The organism is Castellaniella sp. S9 (genome assembly GCF_027257175.1).
Classification (GTDB): domain Bacteria; phylum Pseudomonadota; class Gammaproteobacteria; order Burkholderiales; family Burkholderiaceae_B; genus Castellaniella.
Genome location: NZ_JAPFGD010000006.1, coordinates 262,149 through 280,569 on the forward strand (window position 1 = coordinate 262,149; position 18,421 = coordinate 280,569).

Here is an 18,421-nt window from a genome sequence, read left to right on the forward strand (position 1 = left end):
GCACCATTTTGCATGTTGGATTTGTGGATAGCACCATGACCATGACGCTCGACGAGCTGATCGCCCAGGCCGGGGAGCGATTCGCCCGGGCAGCCGACGCGGCCGCCCTCGAAAATGAAAAAGCCGTGTTCCTGGGCAAGCAAGGCTCGCTGACGGCGCTATTGAAGGGCCTGGCGGGCTTGGCGCCCGACGAAAAACGCGAACGCGGCGCCCGCATCAACCAGGCCAAGCAAGCCATCGAAGGCCTGCTCAACGCCCGCCGCGCCGAGCTGGCCCAGGCCGAACTCGACCGTCGGCTGGCGGCCGAGACCATCGATGTGACGCTGCCCGGGCGTGGCCGCCCGATGGGGGGCGTCCATCCGGTGATCCGCAGCTGGCAGCGCGTCGAGGCGATTTTCCGGTCCATCGGCTTCGACGTGGCCGACGGACCCGAGATCGAGAACGACTGGACCAATTTCACCGCGCTCAACAATCCGGAAAACCATCCCGCGCGCTCGATGCAGGACACGTTCTACGTGGACATGAAGGACGCGGGCGGCCTGCCGCTGGTGCTGCGCACCCATACCAGCCCCATGCAGGTGCGCTATGCCCGCATGCATCAGCCGCCCATCAAGGTCATCGCCCCGGGCCGCACGTACCGCGTCGACAGCGATGCGACCCATTCGCCGATGTTCCACCAGGTCGAGGGCTTGTGGATCGCCGAGGACATCTCGTTTGCCGACCTGAAGGGCGTCTATACCGACTTCCTGCGCGCGTTCTTCGAGACCGATGACCTGACCCTGCGTTTCCGGCCGTCGTTCTTTCCGTTCACCGAACCCTCGGCCGAGATCGACATGATGTTCACCTCGGGCCCCAACCAGGGCCGCTGGCTCGAAATTTCCGGCTCGGGCCAGGTGCATCCCCAGGTCGTGCGCAATTTCGGCCTCGATCCGGAACGCTACATCGGCTTCGCCTTCGGCTCGGGCCTAGAGCGCCTGACCATGCTGCGCTACGGGGTCGACGACCTGCGGCAGTTCTTCGAGGGCGACCTGCGTTTCCTGCGCCAGTTCAATCAATAGGGCGGGCCGCGCGCCAATGCCCAGACGGAATCCGAATCATGCAATTTCCTGAATCCTGGCTGCGGGCCTGGGCCGATCCGGACATCGACACGGCCGAGCTCTCGCATCGCCTGACCATGGCCGGCCTCGAGGTCGAGGACACTAAACCTTTCGCGCCGCCGTTCTCGGGGGTCGTCGTGGCCCGCATCGTCGAGGTGCAGCCTCATCCCGATGCCGACAAGCTGCGCGTGTGCCAAGTGGACGACGGCTCCGGCGCGTCGCTGCAGATCGTCTGCGGCGCGCCCAATGCGGCCGCCGGCCTGGTGGTGCCGCTCGCCCGCGTGGGTGCCGAACTGCCCGGCGACATGCGCATCGGCCCGGTCAAGATGCGCGGCGTCGAGTCCATGGGCATGCTGTGCTCGGCGCGCGAACTGGGCCTGTCCCAGGATCATGCGGGTTTGCTGGAACTGGATGCGGGTCTTGCGCCCGGCCGGCCGCTGCGTGAGGCGCTCGCGCTCGACGACTCGATCTTTACCATCAAGCTCACCCCCAATCGCGCCGACTGCCTGTCGATCCAGGGCGTGGCGCGCGAGGTCTCGGCCCTCACGGGCTGCGCCCTCAAGGCCCTGGACATTCCCGAGGTCCAGGCGACGATTGCCGATCGCCTGGCCGTGAAGGTCGATGCACCCGACCTCTGCGGCCGTTTTGCCGGGCGCATCGTGCGCGGCGTCGATGCGCGTGCGCCGACGCCGGCCTGGATGAAGACGCGCCTCGAGCGCGCCGGCCAGCGCAGCGTGTCGGCGCTGGTGGACATCTCGAACTACGTCATGCTGGAACTCGGCCGCCCGACGCACGTATTCGACCTGCAGCGGATTCAGGGCGGCCTGACGGTGCGCTGGGCCCGCGCGGGCGAGTCCCTGGAACTGCTCAATGGCCAGACCGTCGAACTCGCCCCCGACGTCGGGGTGATCGCCACCGATGATGCGATCGAGAGCCTGGCCGGCATCATGGGGGGCGAGGCGACCGCGGTGACGCTGGAGACCACCGACATCTACCTCGAGGCGGCCTTCTGGTGGCCCGAGGCCATCATGGGGCGTGCGCGCCGCTACAAATTTTCCTCCGAGGCCAGCCATCGCTTCGAACGCGGCGTGGATTTCCAATCCGTCGCCGACCACCTCCAGGTGATGACGCGACTGGTGCTGGACATCTGCGGCGGCCGGGCCGGGCCCATCGACGATCAGGTGCTGCGACTGCCCGAGCGCGCGCCCGTGCGCATGCGCCTGGCGCGCTGCCGACGGGTCCTGGGTGTGCCGCTGGACGGCGATGAGGTGGCGCAGGTGTTCGCCAGCCTGGGTTTTGAATTCCGCCGCGAGAGCGAGGATTTCATCGTTAACCCGCCGCCCGCGCGTTTCGACCTCGCCATCGAGGAAGACCTCATCGAGGAGGTCGCACGCATCCACGGCTTCGACCGGATTCCCGACGTGCCGCCCGTTGCGCCGGCCAAGATGCGCGTGGTGCCGGAAACGCTTTACGGGCCGCACGCCATGCGCGCGGCCATGGCCGCCCTGGACTACCAGGAGGTCATCAATTTTTCGTTCGTCGAGGACGCCTGGGAGCGCGACTACGCCGGCAACACCGATCCCATCCGGCTGCTCAATCCCATCGCCAGCCCATTGGCGGTCATGCGCTCCAGCCTGATCGGCGGCCTGCTCGACAACATCGCTCACAACGCCAAGCGCAAGCAAAGCCGCGTGCGGGTGTTTGAACTCGGGCGGGTGTTCGCGCGCGATCCGCGCGTCACCGATGGCGACCTCGAGGTGGCGGGCGTGGCTCAACCGGTCCGCCTGGCGGGCGCTGCATGGGGGCCGGCCGCACCGGAGCAGTGGGGCGAGGCGGCGCGACCCGTCGACTTCTTCGACGTCAAGCGCGACCTGGAATCCCTGCTCGGCGCCCGCGCCGGCGGCCTGCGCTGCGAGCCCGCCGCCTATCCGGCCCTGCATCCAGGGCGCTCGGCGCGCCTGCTGCTCGACGGCCAGCCGATCGGCTGGCTGGGCGAGACGCATCCACGCTGGGCCCAGGCCTTGGACCTGGCGCATGCGCCGGTGGTCTTCGAGGTGGATGCGCACAGCATCGGCGAGCGCGTCTTCCCGCGTCCCGCCGAACTGTCCCGGCAGCCGGTGGTGGTGCGCGACCTGGCCGTGTGGGTGGATGCCGGCCTGGCATGGCAGGCCGTGCTTGACACTCTTTTACACCAGGTCGCCAACGATGTTGCGCTCTCGGTGGTCAAAGACATTAAACTGTTCGACATCTGGCGCGACAAGGACGATGTCCGGAACAAGAGTCTCGCGCTGCGCTTCTGGTTCCAGGGGCATGATGCGACGCTGGATGAACACCGGATCGAATACTGCACGCAACGCTTGCTGGATGCGCTGGTGCAGGCGCATGGGGCTCGCTTGCGTTCCTAGGAGGGCTGTTTGTGAATACGGATCGTACTCTGACCAAGGCCGACCTGGCCGAACTCCTGTTCGAGCGTGTCGGATTGAACAAGCGCGAGGCCAAGGACGTGGTCGACACGTTCTTTGCCGAGATCCGCGATGCGCTGGTGCACGGCACCGAGGTCAAGCTCTCGGGCTTCGGCAGTTTCCAGGTGCGCAACAAGCCGCCGCGCCCGGGCCGAAACCCCAAGACCGGCGAGGTGATCCCCATCGCCGCGCGGCGCGTGGTGACCTTCCACGCCAGCCAGAAACTGAAGGACGGCGTCGGCCAGGCGGGGGGTGAGCATCAATGAGCACCACGGGTCCCGCGTCCGTCGTCCTGCCGCCGATTCCGGCGAAACGCTATTTCACCATCGGCGAGGTCAGCGAGCTCTGCTGCGTCAAACCGCACATCCTGCGCTACTGGGAACAGGAGTTCACGCAGCTCAAGCCGGTCAAGCGCCGGGGCAATCGCCGCTATTACCAGCACCATGAAGTCCTGCTGGTGCGCCGCATTCGCGACCTGCTCTACGAACAGGGCTTTACCATCGCCGGTGCGCGCAATCGGCTGGGCGATGGCGGCGAGATGCCGCGCGACCACGATGCGGCGGTGCGCCTGACGGGCGCTGAACTCCAGGCCTTGCGCGGCGATCTGCAGGCCATCCGCGAAAGCCTTGCCCAGGCGCTGCGGGAGCAGGCGCCCGCGAATCATCCCGCTGGCGACCTGCTGGACCTGTAGGCTCAAGCCCCGGGCGTCGGCACGGCGGGGTTGACCGGTACGAGGTCCACGGCCTGTTCGGTGGACTGTTGCCCGGCGGGACGCCATATCGCCACACCGACCAGCACCGACACGGCCAGTGCGACCGCGGCCGCCGCCACGGCGGCGACCCGGCCCCGGCGCAGGCGGACGGGGCGGCGCCTGCCGGACGTGCGCCGCGAGGGCTCGGCGCGCGGTGCACGGCGCTCGGAAATGATCGATACACCATCCGTCTGGGTGAACCCCAGGCTGGCGTGTATCCGGGCGCGCAGTGCCGGCGCGGGGACCTCGCCCGGCAGGTCGTCGGCGATGCCCAGCAGGTAGGCTTCCCACTTGAGGGCGCAGGCCGCAGCGGCATTGTCGCGGGCGAGCCACGCCTGGATCTCGGCGGTATCGTCGGCCGCCGCCAGGCCGAGCACGTACTCGGCGACGTCGAGGTCGGTGTGGGTGCGGGCCGGGTGTTTCATGCCAGGATCGCCTGGTCGAGCCGTCCGAGCGCCTGACGCATCTCGTGGCGCACCGTGGCCTCCGGACGCCCGAGGCGGGCGGCCAGCTGCGCATAGTCCAGGCCCTGCAGGTAGGCCAGCCGCAAGGCCTCGCGCGCATCCGGCGGCAGTTGGGCCAGCGCCCGGGTCAGGCGGGTGGGCGCCCGCGTTTCGGCGGACTGTGGCGGTGCCCGCCCCGGATCGGGGCGCGGACCGCCACCCCGCCGCAGGCGGGCCAGGGCCCGGTAGCGCAGGATGCTGTAGATCCAGGCCCTGGCCGTGCCGATGGCCGGACTGTAGCCTGCCGCGTTGCGCCAGATCAGGACGAAGGTCTCGTGCACGAGGTCCTCGGCCTGGTCGCCCACCAGAGCACGGCCCAGGGCCAGCATGGCGGGCGCCTCTTGTGCGTAGAGCGCGTCGAAGGCGGATCGGTCGCCGGCGGCGCAGGCGGAAAGCTCGCCTTCATAGTCGAATACGGAAACAGTCATACAATCATCCCAGTCGAACATGCGCATGCCGATTTTCCCATTGTATGCGCTGCCGACATTCTTCCGTGATCCCTCATGCCTCGTTTTCATACCGGTCCGGCGCCCGCGCGGCGCGATGATTGGCACACCCTGCGCGCGCTCTGGCCTTATGTCTGGGCGTTTCGCGCACGGGTCAGCCTGGCCTTCGCCTGCCTGGTGCTGGCCAAAGTCGCCAATGTCGTGACGCCGCTCTACCTGAAGGACCTGGTCGACGCCCTCGGGGTTCCGGGGACTCTCCTGGCGCTGCCCGTGGCGGCCCTGCTGGGGTACGGCCTGGCGCGCCTGTCCACCAGCCTGTTCGGCGAACTGCGCGATGCCCTGTTCGCGCGGGTGACGCAGGGCGCCATCCGCCAGGTGGCCAGCCGGGTGTTCGAGCACCTGCTGTCGCTGTCGCTGCGTTTTCACATGCAGCGCCGCACTGGTGGCCTGAGCCGTGACATCGAGCGCGGCACCAAGGGCATCGGCTTCCTGCTCAATTTCACGGTCTTCAACATCCTGCCCACCTTGCTCGAGATCGCCATGGTCGCCGGCGTGCTGCTGTGGCGCTACGACTGGGTCTTTGCGGCGCTCACGATAGGGACGATCGGCGCGTACGTGGCGTTCACCCTGCTGGTGACCGAGCGGCGCATGGTCTACCGGCGCAGCATGAACGCGCTCGACAGCCAGGCCAACGGCAAGGCGGTCGATGCGCTGATCAATTACGAGACGGTCAAGTATTTCGGCAACGAGGCCTACGAGCACCGGCGCTACGACCATGACATGGCGCACTGGGTCGATTCGGCGGTGCGCAACCAAGTGTCGCTCAACCTGCTGAACATGGGGCAGGGCATGATCATCACCCTGGGGATCACCGCGCTGCTGTGGCGTTCGGCGGCGGGGGTCGTCGAGGGCGCCATGACGGTGGGCGACGTGGTGCTGGTGTCGGCCTATCTGACGCAGCTCTATGCGCCGCTGAACTTTCTCGGCTTCGTCTATCGCGAGATCAGGCACGCCCTGGCCGACATGGAGCGCATGTTCGACCTGCTGGGCAATCGCCAGGAGGTCGCCGACCGGGCCGATGCCCGGCTGCTGGCCACGCGCCGGGCGACCGTGCGCTTCCGGGACGTCGATTTTGGCTACGAGTCCGACCGCCGGATCCTGCACAAGGTCAGCTTCGACATTCCCGCGGGCGCGACGGTGGCGGTGGTGGGCGCCTCCGGCGCCGGCAAGTCGACGCTCTCGCGCCTGCTGTTCCGCTTCTACGACGTGGATGGCGGCGCGGTGCTGGTCGACGGCCGCGACGTGCGCGACTATACGCAGGCCAGCCTGCGGGCCCATATCGGCATCGTGCCCCAGGATACCGTGCTGTTCAACGATTCCATTGCCTATAACATCGCCTACGGCCGTCCGGGGGCGGACCAGGCGGCCATCGAGCGCGCCGCCCGGGCGGCCCACATCCACGCCTTCATCATGTCCCTGCCCCAAGGCTACGAGACGCCGGTGGGCGAACGTGGGTTAAAATTGTCCGGCGGCGAAAAGCAGCGGGTGGCGATTGCGCGCACGCTGTTGAAGGATCCGCCCATCCTGGTTCTCGACGAGGCGACCAGCGCACTGGACACGCGCACCGAGCGCGCCATTCAGGACGAGCTGGCCCAGATCGCCCGGGACCGCACCACCCTGATCATCGCGCACCGCCTGTCCACCATCGTCGATGCCGACCGGATCATCGTGCTCGATGCCGGGCGCGTGGCCGAGGAGGGCGATCATGCGGGCCTGCTGGCCCTGGGCGGCCGCTATGCCAGGATGTGGCAATTGCAGCAATCCGGCCTGGACGAGGGGCAGGGGAATTTGACCGATACAGTACCGAAGTAGTACTATTTAACCGTCCCTTCAACAAATCCCCCCGGATCCGCCCATGCTGCGCATCAGCAAGATCGTCGATTACGGCATCCTCGTGCTCACGCACATGGGCGCCCATCCGACGCATGTGTGCAGCGCGGCCGAACTGGCCGGCGCTCTGGGGCTGGGCCAGCCGATCGTCAGCAAGGTGCTGAAACTCCTCGCCCAGCACGGCCTGGTGGCCAGCACCCGCGGCGCCCACGGCGGCTACCGGCTGGGCCGGCCCGCCCAGCACATCAGCATCGCCCAGATCATCGACGCCCTCGAGGAACAGCCCTTCGGCCTCACCGAATGCACGGCCGTCCCCGGGGTGTGCAGCGTCGAGGAGGCCTGTCACATCCGGCCGCACTGGCAGCGCATCAACCTCATGGTGCGACGCACGCTCGAGGCCGTGTCGGTGGCCGACATGATCCAGGGCGATCCCAAACAACCTGCGCGCGCCCCGGTCGGGACGCGCATCACCGCGGCCCATGCCCCGACCTGGAGTCTGTCCAAATGAGTACCGTCAACGACAAGCTCGATACCTTCCTCGATCGTGAATACGAGGCGGGTTTCGTCACGGAAATCGAGTCCGTCACTTTTCCCAAGGGCCTGGACGAGGGGGTCATCCGCCGCCTGTCCGCCATCAAGCGGGAACCGGAATTCATGCTGGAATGGCGCCTGAACGCCTATCGCGCGTGGCTCAAGATGCCGCGACCCAAGTGGGCCAAGGTCGAATTCCCCGAGCCCGACTTCCAGGACATCAGCTATTACTCTGCGCCGAAATCCAAAAAGGACGGCCCCAAGAGCCTGGACGAAGTCGATCCGGAGCTCCTGCGCACCTATGAAAAACTCGGCGTGCCGCTGCACGAGCGCGCCAAGCTCGCGGGCGTGGCGGTCGACGCGGTGTTCGACTCGGTGTCCGTGGCGACGACCTTTCGCAAGCAGCTCGCCGACGCGGGCGTGATCTTCTGTTCGTTCTCCGAGGCGGTGCGCAGCTATCCCGACCTGGTGCGCAAGTACATGGGCTCGGTCGTGCCGCCGGGCGACAATTTCTACGCGGCGCTCAACTCGGCCGTGTTCTCGGACGGGTCCTTTGTCTTCATCCCCAAGGGCGTGCGATGTCCGATGGAGCTCTCCACGTATTTCCGCATCAACTCGGCCGACACCGGGCAGTTCGAACGCACGCTCATCATTGCCGAGGAGGGCGCGACCGTCAGCTATCTCGAGGGCTGTACGGCGCCGATGCGCGACGAGAACCAGCTGCACGCCGCGGTGGTCGAACTGGTCGCGCTCGAGGACGCCAAGATCAAATATTCCACCGTCCAGAATTGGTATCCGGGCGACGAGAACGGCGTGGGCGGGATCTACAACTTCGTGACCAAGCGCGGCGACTGCCGGGGTGCGCGCTCGCGGATTTCCTGGACGCAGGTCGAGACCGGCTCGGCGATCACCTGGAAATACCCCAGCGTGATCCTGCGGGGCGACGATTCCACCGGGGAATTCTATTCGGTGGCGCTCAGCAACCACCGCCAGCAGGCCGACACCGGGACCAAGATGATCCACATGGGCCGCAACACGCGCAGCACCATCATTTCCAAGGGCATCTCGGCCGGCCACGGCAGCAACACCTTCCGTGGCTTGGTGCGCATGACGCCCAAGGCCGAGAACGCCCGCAACTACACGCAGTGCGACTCGCTGCTGATCGGCAAGGAATGCGCCGCGCATACCTTCCCGACCATCGAGGTCCAGCACCCCAGCGCCAGCGTCGAGCACGAGGCCACGGCCTCGCGCATCGCCGAGGACCAACTGTTTTACGCCATGCAGCGCGGCCTGTCGGCCGAGGATGCCGTGTCGATGATCGTCAACGGCTTCTGCAAGGAGGTTTTCAAGGAATTGCCCATGGAGTTCGCCGTCGAAGCACAGAACCTGCTCGGCGTGAGCCTGGAAGGCAGCGTCGGTTAAGGAGCCCACTACTCATGCTGAACATCAAGAATCTGCACGCCTCGATCGAAGACAAGACGATCCTTCACGGCCTGGACCTGGAGGTCAAGGCGGGCGAGGTCCACGCCATCATGGGGCCCAACGGCTCGGGCAAGAGCACCCTGTCGCAGGTGCTGGCCGGCCGCGAGGATTACAAGGTCACCGACGGGACGGTCGAATTCGAGGGCCAGGACCTGCTGTCCATGGCCGTCGAGGATCGCGCGCGCGCCGGCATCTTCCTGGCTTTCCAGTATCCGATCGAGATCCCCGGCGTCTCCAACGCCTATTTCCTGCGCGCGGCGGTCAATGCCGTGCGGCGCCAGCGCGGCCTGCCCGAACTCGACGCCATGGACTTCGTCAAGCGGGCCAAGGCCGAGATGAAGCTCGTCGGCATGCGTGACGAATTCCTGTATCGCGCGGTCAACGAGGGGTTCTCCGGCGGCGAGAAAAAGCGCAACGAAGTCCTGCAGATGACGCTGCTCGAACCCAAACTCGCCATCCTGGACGAGACCGACTCCGGCCTGGACATCGACGCGCTCAAGATCGTCGCCGACGGCGTCAACCGGCTGCGCTCGCCCGATCGCGCCATGATCGTGATCACCCACTACCAGCGCCTCCTGGACTACATCGTGCCGGATTACGTGCACGTGCTGTCGGGCGGGCGCATCGTGCGCTCGGGCGGCCGCGAACTGGCGGTGGAGCTCGAGGAGCGCGGCTACGGCTGGATCGAGGACCAGGCAGGGCAGGCGGCCAAGGGTCCCGCCCGGGGTCCCGCGGCGAAAGGGGCGACGGCATGAGCGCAGCACTGCAAGCCTGGACCGACGCCTTCAGCCGCCGCGCCGGCGGGCTGCCGGGCGCCGGGATCCCCTGGCTGGCCGGCCTGCGCCGCGAGGCCATGGATCGCTTCGCCACCGAGGGGTGGCCCAATACCCGGCTCGAGGCCTGGCGCCATACGTCGCTGGCGGCCTTGGCCGCGCAGTCCTTCGAGGACGGCGGCGCCCAACCGGTTGCGGACCTCGTCGAGGCGCTGCGCGAGGACGAGTCCGGCCACTGGCTGGTGTTCGTGGACGGGCGCTTCGATCCCGCGCTGTCCCTGATCGGCGAGTTGCCCGCGGGCGTGATTCTGCAGCCGCTGTCCCAGGCGCTCGCCACCCATGCCGAGGACATCCGGCCGGTGCTCGGCCAGGCCGAGGACGGCCCCAGCCCCTCGGCCCTGAACCTGGCCCTGGCCAGCGACGGCGCCTTTCTGAAGCTGCCGCGCGGGGCGGCGATCGCCGAGCCCGTGCACTTGGTCTGCGTGGCGGCCTCGCCGCGCGCCTCGCAGTTCCTGCGGCACGTCGTGATCGCCGATGACGCGGCGCAGGCGACCGTGGTCGAGCACTACGTCGGCGTGCCGGGTGCGGCCAACTTCAGCCACGCCGCCACGCGTCTCGACCTCGCCCGCGATGCGCGCATCACGCACCTCAAGCTGCAGCGCGAATCCGATGAGGCCTGGCACCTGGGCGACATCGACGCCCGCCAGGCTCAGGGCTCGTATTTCGCCTCGCACTCGATGTCGCTGGGTGCGCGCCTGGCGCGCCACGACATCGCGACCCACTTTACCGGGCAGCGCTGCGAGACCCTGCTGAACGGCTTGTACTACGTGGACAAGCGCCGCCACGTCGACCACCACACGCTGATCGGCCACGCGCAGCCGCGCTGCGTCAGCCACGAATCCTATCGCGGGATCATGGCCGACACCTCGCACGGCGTGTTCAGCGGCCGCATCCTCGTGGCGCCGGGCGCCGACGGCACGGATGCGGTCCAGCGCAACGACAGCCTGCTGCTGTCGCGCCTGGCCAAGTCCGACGCGCGGCCCGAGCTCGAGATCTACGCCGACGACGTCAAGTGCGCGCACGGCGCCACGGTGGGCCAGATCGATGCCGACAGCCTGTTCTACCTGCGCTCGCGCGGGCTGGACGAGGCACGCGCCCGTGACATCCTCATCTATGCCTTTGCGGCGGCCAGCGTCGCCCGCATCGAGGCCGAACCCCTGCGCCGGCGCGTCGAACGGGCGGTGCGTGCGATGCTGCCGGGCGACATCGCCACCGAGGTGGTCGCATGAACGCCCCGGAATCCACCCTCGTTTCGGGCCTGCTGGATCGGGCGGGCGATTTTCCCATCCTGGCGCAGCCGGTGCGGGGGCGCCGCCTTGCCTATCTGGACAACGGCGCGACCACGCAAAAGCCGCAGGCGGTCATCGACGCGCTGGATGCGTTCTATGGGCGCTCGAACGCCAATATCCACCGTGGCGTGCACTGGCTCTCGCAGCACGCCACCGACCTCTACGAGGAGGCCCGCGAGCAGGTGCGCGCGTTGTTGAACGCGGCCGACGCCCAGGAAATCGTCTTTACCCGCGGCACGACGGAATCCATCAACCTGGTGGCCCAGACCTGGGGCCAGCGCCTGCGCGCCGGCGACGAAATCCTGGTCACGGGCCTCGAGCACCACTCCAACATCGTTCCCTGGCAGTTGCTGTGCGAACGCACGGGCGCGGTGCTGCGCGCCGCGGCGGTCACCGACTCAGGCGAGCTCGACCTGGCGGATTTCAAGGCGCAGCTCAACGCCCGCACCCGCCTGGTGGCCCTGGCCCACGTGTCCAATGCGCTGGGCACCGTCAACCCCGTCGACGAGGTCGTGCGCCTGGCTCATGGGGCCGGCGCCCTGGTGCTGGTCGACGGCGCCCAGGCCGTCGCCCACCAGGCGGTGGACGTGCAGGCCCTGGATTGCGATTTCTATGCCTTTTCGGGCCACAAGCTCTACGGCCCGACGGGCATCGGCGCGCTCTACGTGCGCGCCTCGATCCTGGCCGACCTGCCGCCCTGGCAGGGGGGCGGCGACATGATACGCACGGTCAGCTTCGAGGGCACCACCTATGCGGAGGGCCCGCAGCGCTTCGAGGCGGGCACCCCCAACATCGGTGGCGCCGTCGTGATGGGCGCGGCGATCGAGTACGTGCGCGGGATCGGCCTGGATCGCATCGCCGCCCATGAATCGGCCCTGCTGGCCGAGGCCACCGAGCGCATGCTGGCCTTGCCGGGCATCCGCGTCGTCGGAACGGCGCCGCACAAGGCGGGAATCCTGTCCTTCCTGGTGGACGGCATCCATCCCCATGACTTGGGCACCATCCTCGATACCGAAGGCGTCGCCATCCGGGCGGGCCATCACTGCGCCATGCCCCTGATGACGCGTTTCGGCGTCCCCGGGACCGCGCGCGCCTCGTTCGCCCTGTACAACGACAGCCGGGACATCGACGCCCTGGTGGCCGGCGTGCGCAAGGCACAGAAATTGTTTGGAGTCTGAGCCGATGGACGAGCAAGACGACGGCCTGCGCGAGCTCTACCAGGAGGTCATCTTCGACCATAACCGCAATCCGCGCAATTTCCATGCGATGGCCGACGCCTCGCGCCGCGCGGACGGCCACAATCCCTTGTGCGGCGACCAGCTCACCGTCTATGTGCGCCTGCGCGACGACGTGATCGAGGAGGTCAGCTTCGTCGGCCATGGCTGCGCGATATCGACCGCCTCGGCCTCGCTGATGACCGAGGCGGTAAAGGGTCGCCGCGTGGACGATGCCGAGGCCCTGTTTCGCGACATCCACGCCATGCTGACCGAGGCGCACCCCGACTGCGACCTGGGCAAGCTCGAGGTGCTCTCCGGCGTGCGCGAGTTCCCCTCGCGCGTCAAGTGCGCCACCCTGGCCTGGCATACGCTGCACAACGCCATCACGCTCGCCAGGGATACCGCCAGTACCGAATAGAGGACATGCCATGAGCTACACACGCCAAGAAGTCGTCGTCAACCGGGACGTGCCGGCGGTGACCGTACCCTACGGCTCGCCGGTCACCATCGAGGCCGGTTGCGACGCGGTCATCACCCAGCAGCTGGGGGGCACCTTCACCGTCATGGTCGAGGGCAATCTGTATCGCATCGAGGGCGTGGACGCCGACGCGCTGGGCTTCGAGCCCATCGAGGAGGTCGCCCACACCCACGACGGGCCGGCCACGGCCGAGTCGGTCGAGGCGGCGGCATGGACCATGCTCTCGACCTGCTACGACCCCGAGATCCCCGTCGACATCGTCAACCTGGGGCTGGTCTACACCTGCAGGATCCTGCCGGCGGGCGCGCCCGAGCGCTTTCGCATCGAGGTCGAAATGACGCTCACCGCGCCCGGCTGCGGCATGGGCACCATGATTGCCGACGAGGCGCGCAACAAACTGCTGAACATCGAAGGCGTGGACGAAGTCACGGTCGACCTGGTCTGGGATCCGCCCTGGAGCCGCGAGATGATCAGCGAGCCGGCGCGCCTGCAGCTGGGCCTGCTCTGAGGCGGCCGCGAGGGGTACACGGACGGGTGTGTGGGGCGGACACCGCCATGCATGGGGAAAGTCCGCGAAGCTGACAGCCGTCATTGACGCGTCATCCAGAGCTTGTATAGTAGTGACAAAATTTTTCAGCCCCCGTCGCTGCACTTCCGTCCCCATGTCGCGCCCCATGTCAGGAACCGCCCTCAAAGCCTCTCCAAACGAACCTCCGGATCCGGGCGAACCGCCCCTGGACCTCCTGGGCCGGCTCCTGGACGACATTCTCGACGGCGGCGGCCTGGCGCCGGTCTTCCAGCCCATCGTCCGGATGCGGCATGGCAATCTGCTGGGCTATGAGGGCCTGATCCGCGGGCCGGCGGGCAGCCCTCTGCACATGCCCGATGCCTTGTTCCGGACCGCTCGCGCGCTGGGGCGCGGCATCGAACTCGAGCTCGCCTGCTGCCGCTTGATCCTGCAACGGTTCGGCGCGCTGGGACTGGCCGGAAAACTGTTCCTCAACATCAGTCCGGCAGCGCTCATCGCCTCGCTGGCAAGCCGCGCCGATCTGGTGGACTGGCTGGCCCAGGCCGGCGTCGAGGCCCGCGACGTGGTGTTCGAGCTCACCGAGCAACGCAACGAATCCAGCGATGCGCGCCTGGCCGAGGCGGCCGCGTGGTACCGGGCCATCGGCCTGCAGTTTGCGATCGACGACCTGGGGGAAGGCTACTCCAGCCTGGGCCGCTGGCTGGACTTGCGGCCCGAATACATCAAGGCCGACAAGCGCTTCGTACGCGGCATCGAGGGCGATCCGCTGCGCCAGCAATTCATACGCTCGCTGTGCGACATGGCCAAGGCCACGGGCGCCCAGGTGGTGGCGGAGGGCATTGAAACGCACGACGAATTGGGTTGCCTGGCCGAGCAAGGCATCAACTGCGGGCAGGGCTACTATATTGCGCGTCCCGGCTCGGCACCCTCGGATCTCCTGGAGCCCGAACTCGCGAGCCGGCTGGCCGGCCGCGCCGCGGCCTGGTCCAGCGCCTCGCTGGCAAGGGACGGTGAGGCGGAATGTCCCGATGACGGCAGGGCCCTGCGGCTATTGCGGCGCGTGCCGTCGGTCGAGCCCTCGATGTCGAACCATGCGGTGGGCGAGCTCTTTCGCGCCCATCCGCAACTGCATGCCATTCCGGTGGTCGATCAGGGCGTGCCGGTGGGCGTGATCACGCGCAGCGCATTCAGCGAGCGCTTCGCGCAACCCTACCAACGGGAAATATTCGGCGGCAAGCCCTGCGCGCTGATCATGGACGACAAGCCGGTGGTCGCCGACATGCACACCTCGCTGACCACTCTCAGCCGGCGGCTCGTCCAGGCCGACGGCTACGGTCTGGTCAACGATTTCATCATCACGGACGGTGGGCGCTACCTGGGCATCGGCACCAGCCAGGACCTGCTGCATTCCCTCAACGACCTGCAGATCAGCGCCGCGCGCCACGCCAATCCCCTGACGCAATTGCCGGGCAATGTTCCCATCGGGCGCGAGATCCAGCGCCTGCTGGACCGGGGACAGCGCTTTGCCGCATGCTATGCGGACCTGGATCACTTCAAGCCTTTCAACGACGTGTTCGGCTATCAGCGCGGCGACGAGATCATCCAGCTCACCGGCAGGACGCTCGCGCGCCACGTCGACCCCAAGCTCGATTTTCTCGGGCACATCGGCGGCGACGATTTCCTGATCCTGTTTCGCAGCGAGGACTGGGAGGTCCGCTGCCGCGCCATCCTGACGGATTTTCCGGCGGCGGTGGACCAGCACATGCGGGCCTGCAGCCCAGGTGAGGATTTCACCCAGGGCTATACCGCCGAGGACCGCATCGGCCACCGCCGGCGCTATGCGCTGCCCAGCCTGTCGCTGGGCATCGTGCGCGCCGAGCCGGGCGAATATGATTCGCACCACCAGATCGCGCGCGCGGCCACCGAGGCCAAATCGCAAGCCAAGAAGCACGGCGGCAACGCCTTGTTCATCGACCGCCGCAAGGCCGTGCGCCTGTCGCGCATCGTCTGATGCCGGTGTCCCAGTCAGACGCTTTTCCCCGGCTGCGCAAACCGCGGCCCACCCTCGCGGTAGCCCTGGTTTTTTATGCTAGAATGCCTGTCTTTCGGGGCGTAGCGCAGCCTGGTAGCGCACTTGCATGGGGTGCAAGGGGTCGAGTGTTCGAATCACTCCGTCCCGACCAAAAAAATCAAGGGCTTGCAGACTTTGGTCTGCAAGCCCTTGTTGTGTCGCTAGGGCGCTTGCTTAATATGGCAACCCTGGGAACGTGCGCTTTAGTTGCTGCACGAGGCGCTTGCGTAGCAAAGCGTGCCGCTTGCGCGCTTCCTCGTCTGCGGGGGACGGGGGATTGGGGGGCATGTTCATGTTGTTGCCCTGGGCCGAAAATGGCCGCGCGGTGTGAGATAAATTCGTGATGTCGACTCCTCTTGTCAGTCTGAGAGGATCTCTATGGCTGACTGCTGTTGACTGTCACCTGTTGAGGATACGCTGCCGGGACCGAATCCCCTAGCGATGAATTGAAAGCGTTCAAGACGCCCCATGCCGAGAGCGTGCGAGCCCAGCCGGAGGCGGGGCGCGATTCCTCATCCGACATGTGTTAATTTGAAACGCGCCTATCTTTATGTTGGCATATGGGCGATAGTGGGCTCGGGGATATTTTTCCCTTTTAAAACTTAGGACTTACATTGAAAACAGAAACAGGTATCGTGAAGTGGTTCAATAACGACAAAGGCTTCGGATTTATCATGCCCGAACTTGGCGGAAAGGATCTCTTTGCACATTTCAGCGAAATTCAAGGCGCTGGCCACAAGACTCTCCAAGAAAACCAGCGTGTATCGTTTGTAGTCGGCCAAGGGCAAAAAGGCCCCTGCGCGACGCAGATCGTAGCGATCTAAACACAGCGCCTGCTCAGGCAGGCTGACTGTTCTTTGTATGGCGGAACCCTTTGAAACATGGGGTTCCGCTTTTATTTTGACCACGGCCGTCTCCGTGTGTTGACCCGCTTTTCGGATGACGGCGCGTAGGGTGAGCCGCGGCAGCTCAGAGGTCGCGTTTCATGTCGGGACTGCCCAAGGGGTCGAAGTCCTGCCATTTGCCATCCTCCCAGCGTCCCTGCGCGCGCTCCACTTCCTGGCCGCCGGCATCGCGCAGCAGATGCGCGATCCGCTGTTCGTCCTGGGCCTGGACGTGGACGGCCAGGAGGACACCGGATGGCCTGCCTGCGTTGGCGGCGGGGGGCGCGGCGCCGCCGACGGGGCTGCGCGGCGGCCGCTGGCGGCCGAGCGTTCGCAAGGCGCCTGCCAGCGAGCCCACGTAGGCGCCCACGCCCGCGCCGCCGACGATGCCGATGGCGGTCAGGCCGAAGACCGAGCCGATGAGGGCACCGATGACGGCGCCCACGAGGCCGGTAACGGCTGCGCCGATCCAGGCGCCGCCCGAGGCCGGATCCTCCGCGGGGTGGGGGCCGGGCTTGTCGGCCGGGTTGACGAAGAACGTAAACAGGTCGTCCGCCGTCATCCCGGCAGCCATGAGCTGGCTGGCGGCGGCCTCGGCGGCATCGAAGGTGTTGAAACGAGCGGCAACGATCAGAGCCATTTTGTCCACCTTTTCACGTGTCATGACAGGACTGCAGCAAGTCATGTGCCGGTGCCGGGACGAACTGCGCGGGGCGTGGGCCCGGGCGCCCGTTGCGCGATGGCGCGGGCACCGCATGGCGGTGAAGGCGCCCCGTGGCGCGTGAGGGTATCGGACATACGTCGATACAGAATCGCGTTGAGACACGGACGGGCTTCACCCACAATGGCGGGATAAGGCCGGGGGCGCCGCCGCCGCGCGCCGGCTCTGTCAACACACCGATCCTGGGAGCCTTGCGCCACGACTGAACCGTCCCTCATCCTCCGCCGGCTGGCGCCGGCCCTGGCAGCTGCGTTTGCCTGGCCCGCATCGGCGGATGCGGCCGCCCCATTGGGATATTTTTGGCAGGCGTATGGTCCCGCCGCGATACCCACCATGCATCTGGGCTGGGGCATTACGGCGTTGTGCGTCTCGGTGGTGGTGCTGGTCTTTTTTCTGCTGGCCGGCGCCTTGCTCAGGCGGCGTCCGCCCGCGGACGAGCGGGCGCTGGGCAAGGAGCAGGGCGGCCTGGCCTTCGTCTATATCGGCGTCGGCCTGTCCACGATCGCCTTGCTGATCACGCTGGCCTATACGCTGGTCACCCTGGAGGCGGTCGCCCAGCCCTCGCCCGCTCCGGCCCTGACGGTCAAGGTGACCGCCCACGACTGGTGGTGGGAAGTCCGGTATGAGGGTCCTTCCGATTCCGACCGGCCCGTCGTCACCGCCAACGAGATCCACATCCCCGTCGGTGTGCCCGTGCGGATCGAGCTGGAAAGCGTCGACGTCCTCCATTCATTCTGGGTGCCGCAGCTCGCCGGCAAGACCCACCCAGGGTATTCCGGTTGATCGTGACCACTGATTCCGGCATCGTGACCAGGCAGTCCGGTATCGTGACCACCGATTCCGATGATCGTGACCACCTTGGCGGTGGCCGGCGGGATCAAGCGCGGATCTGATTGTACGTGAAGGCGTTTTCGGCCCCGGAACCGGGGCTGGGAAGTCGGCAGATAACGCGCCCAATCAGGCGTCCGACACGCTGCCGCCTGAGCGCTCGGGCGCCCGCAAGGATTCCCCCTTGAGCACGATGCGGTGGGCCTGTGGCAGCATTCGGTCGAGCATGGCGTCGGCCAGGGCCGGCTCACCGATCCAGGCATGCCAGTGCTCCACCGGTAGCTGGCTGGTCACCAGCGTGGCGCGTGCGCCGGCGCGGTCATCCAGGATTTCCATCAGCGCTTCGCGGGTCAGGGTGTCCAGGCCCACCAGGCCCCAATCGTCCAGCACCAACACCTGCGTCTTGGCC

Annotated in this window: 19 protein-coding genes and 1 tRNA gene; 16 read left to right on the forward strand and 4 right to left on the reverse strand. The window is 67.1% G+C overall.

What is annotated here, in order from left to right:
* Positions 1-35: 35 nt before the first annotated feature.
* From pheS to OOZ48_RS12150, 4 genes are read left to right on the forward strand one after another with little or no spacing between them, the layout of a single operon-like run.
* The gene (pheS, locus tag OOZ48_RS12135) at positions 36-1,058 is read left to right on the forward strand and encodes a phenylalanine--tRNA ligase subunit alpha (protein WP_269498649.1); all 1,023 of its coding nucleotides are present in this window, start codon (positions 36-38) and stop codon (positions 1,056-1,058) included.
* 38 nt (positions 1,059-1,096) lie between these two features.
* Entirely contained in the window at positions 1,097-3,502 is a 2,406-nt protein-coding gene (gene pheT / locus OOZ48_RS12140) for a phenylalanine--tRNA ligase subunit beta (RefSeq protein WP_269498651.1), read from the forward strand.
* Between the two features lie 11 nt (positions 3,503-3,513).
* Positions 3,514-3,825 (forward strand): integration host factor subunit alpha, encoded by a 312-nt coding sequence (locus OOZ48_RS12145; RefSeq protein WP_269498653.1) that lies wholly within the window; start codon positions 3,514-3,516, stop codon positions 3,823-3,825.
* Positions 3,822-4,250 (forward strand): MerR family transcriptional regulator, encoded by a 429-nt coding sequence (locus tag OOZ48_RS12150; protein ID WP_269498655.1) that lies wholly within the window; start codon positions 3,822-3,824, stop codon positions 4,248-4,250. The genes OOZ48_RS12145 and OOZ48_RS12150 overlap by 4 nt, the downstream gene beginning before the upstream one ends.
* A 2-nt stretch (positions 4,251-4,252) precedes the next feature.
* Here OOZ48_RS12150 and OOZ48_RS12155 read toward each other — a convergent pair whose 3' ends face one another.
* The gene (locus OOZ48_RS12155) at positions 4,253-4,735 is read right to left on the reverse strand and encodes a hypothetical protein (protein ID WP_269498657.1); all 483 of its coding nucleotides are present in this window, start codon (positions 4,733-4,735) and stop codon (positions 4,253-4,255) included.
* A complete protein-coding gene (locus tag OOZ48_RS12160) occupies positions 4,732-5,241 on the reverse strand; it encodes an RNA polymerase sigma factor (RefSeq protein ID WP_269498659.1) in 510 nt (169 codons plus the stop codon). Before OOZ48_RS12160 ends, OOZ48_RS12155 begins: the two co-directional genes overlap by 4 nt.
* A gap of 75 nt (positions 5,242-5,316) precedes the next feature.
* Here OOZ48_RS12160 and OOZ48_RS12165 point away from each other — a divergent pair, with 75 nt between their 5' ends.
* The 11 genes from OOZ48_RS12165 to OOZ48_RS12215 all read left to right on the forward strand — a co-directional run bounded on the left by OOZ48_RS12165 (position 5,317) and on the right by OOZ48_RS12215 (position 16,403).
* A complete protein-coding gene (locus OOZ48_RS12165; RefSeq protein ID WP_269498661.1) occupies positions 5,317-7,131 on the forward strand; it encodes an ABCB family ABC transporter ATP-binding protein/permease in 1,815 nt (604 codons plus the stop codon).
* 43 nt (positions 7,132-7,174) lie between these two features.
* Positions 7,175-7,657, forward strand: a complete 483-nt coding sequence (locus OOZ48_RS12170) for an SUF system Fe-S cluster assembly regulator (protein ID WP_269498663.1) — start codon at positions 7,175-7,177, stop codon at positions 7,655-7,657.
* On the forward strand, positions 7,654-9,102 hold the full coding sequence (gene sufB, locus OOZ48_RS12175) for a Fe-S cluster assembly protein SufB (RefSeq protein WP_269498664.1): 1,449 nt from the start codon (positions 7,654-7,656) through the stop codon (positions 9,100-9,102). Before OOZ48_RS12170 ends, sufB begins: the two co-directional genes overlap by 4 nt.
* A gap of 14 nt (positions 9,103-9,116) precedes the next feature.
* Positions 9,117-9,917: a Fe-S cluster assembly ATPase SufC gene (sufC, locus tag OOZ48_RS12180; protein WP_269498666.1), complete on the forward strand. Its 801-nt coding sequence runs from the start codon at positions 9,117-9,119 to the stop codon at positions 9,915-9,917.
* On the forward strand, positions 9,914-11,224 hold the full coding sequence (sufD, locus tag OOZ48_RS12185) for a Fe-S cluster assembly protein SufD (protein ID WP_269498667.1): 1,311 nt from the start codon (positions 9,914-9,916) through the stop codon (positions 11,222-11,224). The genes sufC and sufD overlap by 4 nt, the downstream gene beginning before the upstream one ends.
* Positions 11,221-12,462 carry a cysteine desulfurase gene (locus tag OOZ48_RS12190; protein WP_269498669.1) on the forward strand — a complete coding sequence of 414 codons (1,242 nt, stop codon included), beginning with the start codon at positions 11,221-11,223 and terminating at the stop codon, positions 12,460-12,462. The genes sufD and OOZ48_RS12190 overlap by 4 nt, the downstream gene beginning before the upstream one ends.
* A gap of 4 nt (positions 12,463-12,466) precedes the next feature.
* Positions 12,467-12,919 carry a Fe-S cluster assembly sulfur transfer protein SufU gene (sufU, locus tag OOZ48_RS12195; RefSeq protein WP_269498671.1) on the forward strand — a complete coding sequence of 151 codons (453 nt, stop codon included), beginning with the start codon at positions 12,467-12,469 and terminating at the stop codon, positions 12,917-12,919.
* 10 nt (positions 12,920-12,929) lie between these two features.
* A complete protein-coding gene (gene sufT, locus OOZ48_RS12200) occupies positions 12,930-13,487 on the forward strand; it encodes a putative Fe-S cluster assembly protein SufT (protein WP_269498672.1) in 558 nt (185 codons plus the stop codon).
* 166 nt (positions 13,488-13,653) lie between these two features.
* Positions 13,654-15,519 (forward strand): GGDEF domain-containing protein, encoded by a 1,866-nt coding sequence (locus tag OOZ48_RS12205; RefSeq protein WP_269498674.1) that lies wholly within the window; start codon positions 13,654-13,656, stop codon positions 15,517-15,519.
* A 95-nt stretch (positions 15,520-15,614) separates the two neighbouring features.
* A tRNA-Pro gene (locus OOZ48_RS12210) sits at positions 15,615-15,691 on the forward strand.
* A 502-nt stretch (positions 15,692-16,193) separates the two neighbouring features.
* A complete protein-coding gene (locus OOZ48_RS12215) occupies positions 16,194-16,403 on the forward strand; it encodes a cold-shock protein (protein ID WP_269498676.1) in 210 nt (69 codons plus the stop codon).
* A gap of 145 nt (positions 16,404-16,548) precedes the next feature.
* Here the strand turns inward: OOZ48_RS12215 and OOZ48_RS12220 are convergent, their stop codons facing one another.
* Positions 16,549-17,103 carry a hypothetical protein gene (locus tag OOZ48_RS12220; protein ID WP_269498678.1) on the reverse strand — a complete coding sequence of 185 codons (555 nt, stop codon included), beginning with the start codon at positions 17,101-17,103 and terminating at the stop codon, positions 16,549-16,551.
* 414 nt (positions 17,104-17,517) lie between these two features.
* On the opposite strand from OOZ48_RS12220, the gene OOZ48_RS12225 reads away from it, so the two are divergent.
* Positions 17,518-17,967, forward strand: coding sequence for a hypothetical protein (locus tag OOZ48_RS12225; RefSeq protein WP_269498679.1), 450 nt, complete (start codon positions 17,518-17,520; stop codon positions 17,965-17,967).
* Between the two features lie 174 nt (positions 17,968-18,141).
* On the opposite strand, the gene OOZ48_RS12230 is transcribed toward OOZ48_RS12225, so the two are convergent.
* The coding region (locus OOZ48_RS12230; protein WP_269498681.1) for an ATP-binding protein at positions 18,142-18,421 on the reverse strand (280 nt) is incomplete at its 5' end.

Coding starts and splice junctions, on each gene's coding strand:
- pheS (WP_269498649.1), top strand. CDS start 36: ATGACCATGACGCTCGACGAGCTGATCGCCCAGGCCGGGGAGCGATTC.
- pheT (WP_269498651.1), top strand. CDS start 1,097: ATGCAATTTCCTGAATCCTGGCTGCGGGCCTGGGCCGATCCGGACATC.
- OOZ48_RS12150 (WP_269498655.1), top strand. CDS start 3,822: ATGAGCACCACGGGTCCCGCGTCCGTCGTCCTGCCGCCGATTCCGGCG.
- OOZ48_RS12155 (WP_269498657.1), bottom strand. CDS start 4,735: ATGAAACACCCGGCCCGCACCCACACCGACCTCGACGTCGCCGAGTAC.
- OOZ48_RS12160 (WP_269498659.1), bottom strand. CDS start 5,241: ATGACTGTTTCCGTATTCGACTATGAAGGCGAGCTTTCCGCCTGCGCC.
- OOZ48_RS12165 (WP_269498661.1), top strand. CDS start 5,317: ATGCCTCGTTTTCATACCGGTCCGGCGCCCGCGCGGCGCGATGATTGG.
- OOZ48_RS12170 (WP_269498663.1), top strand. CDS start 7,175: ATGCTGCGCATCAGCAAGATCGTCGATTACGGCATCCTCGTGCTCACG.
- sufB (WP_269498664.1), top strand. CDS start 7,654: ATGAGTACCGTCAACGACAAGCTCGATACCTTCCTCGATCGTGAATAC.
- sufC (WP_269498666.1), top strand. CDS start 9,117: ATGCTGAACATCAAGAATCTGCACGCCTCGATCGAAGACAAGACGATC.
- sufD (WP_269498667.1), top strand. CDS start 9,914: ATGAGCGCAGCACTGCAAGCCTGGACCGACGCCTTCAGCCGCCGCGCC.
- OOZ48_RS12190 (WP_269498669.1), top strand. CDS start 11,221: ATGAACGCCCCGGAATCCACCCTCGTTTCGGGCCTGCTGGATCGGGCG.
- sufU (WP_269498671.1), top strand. CDS start 12,467: ATGGACGAGCAAGACGACGGCCTGCGCGAGCTCTACCAGGAGGTCATC.
- sufT (WP_269498672.1), top strand. CDS start 12,930: ATGAGCTACACACGCCAAGAAGTCGTCGTCAACCGGGACGTGCCGGCG.
- OOZ48_RS12205 (WP_269498674.1), top strand. CDS start 13,654: ATGTCAGGAACCGCCCTCAAAGCCTCTCCAAACGAACCTCCGGATCCG.
- OOZ48_RS12220 (WP_269498678.1), bottom strand. CDS start 17,103: ATGGCTCTGATCGTTGCCGCTCGTTTCAACACCTTCGATGCCGCCGAG.
- OOZ48_RS12225 (WP_269498679.1), top strand. CDS start 17,518: ATGCATCTGGGCTGGGGCATTACGGCGTTGTGCGTCTCGGTGGTGGTG.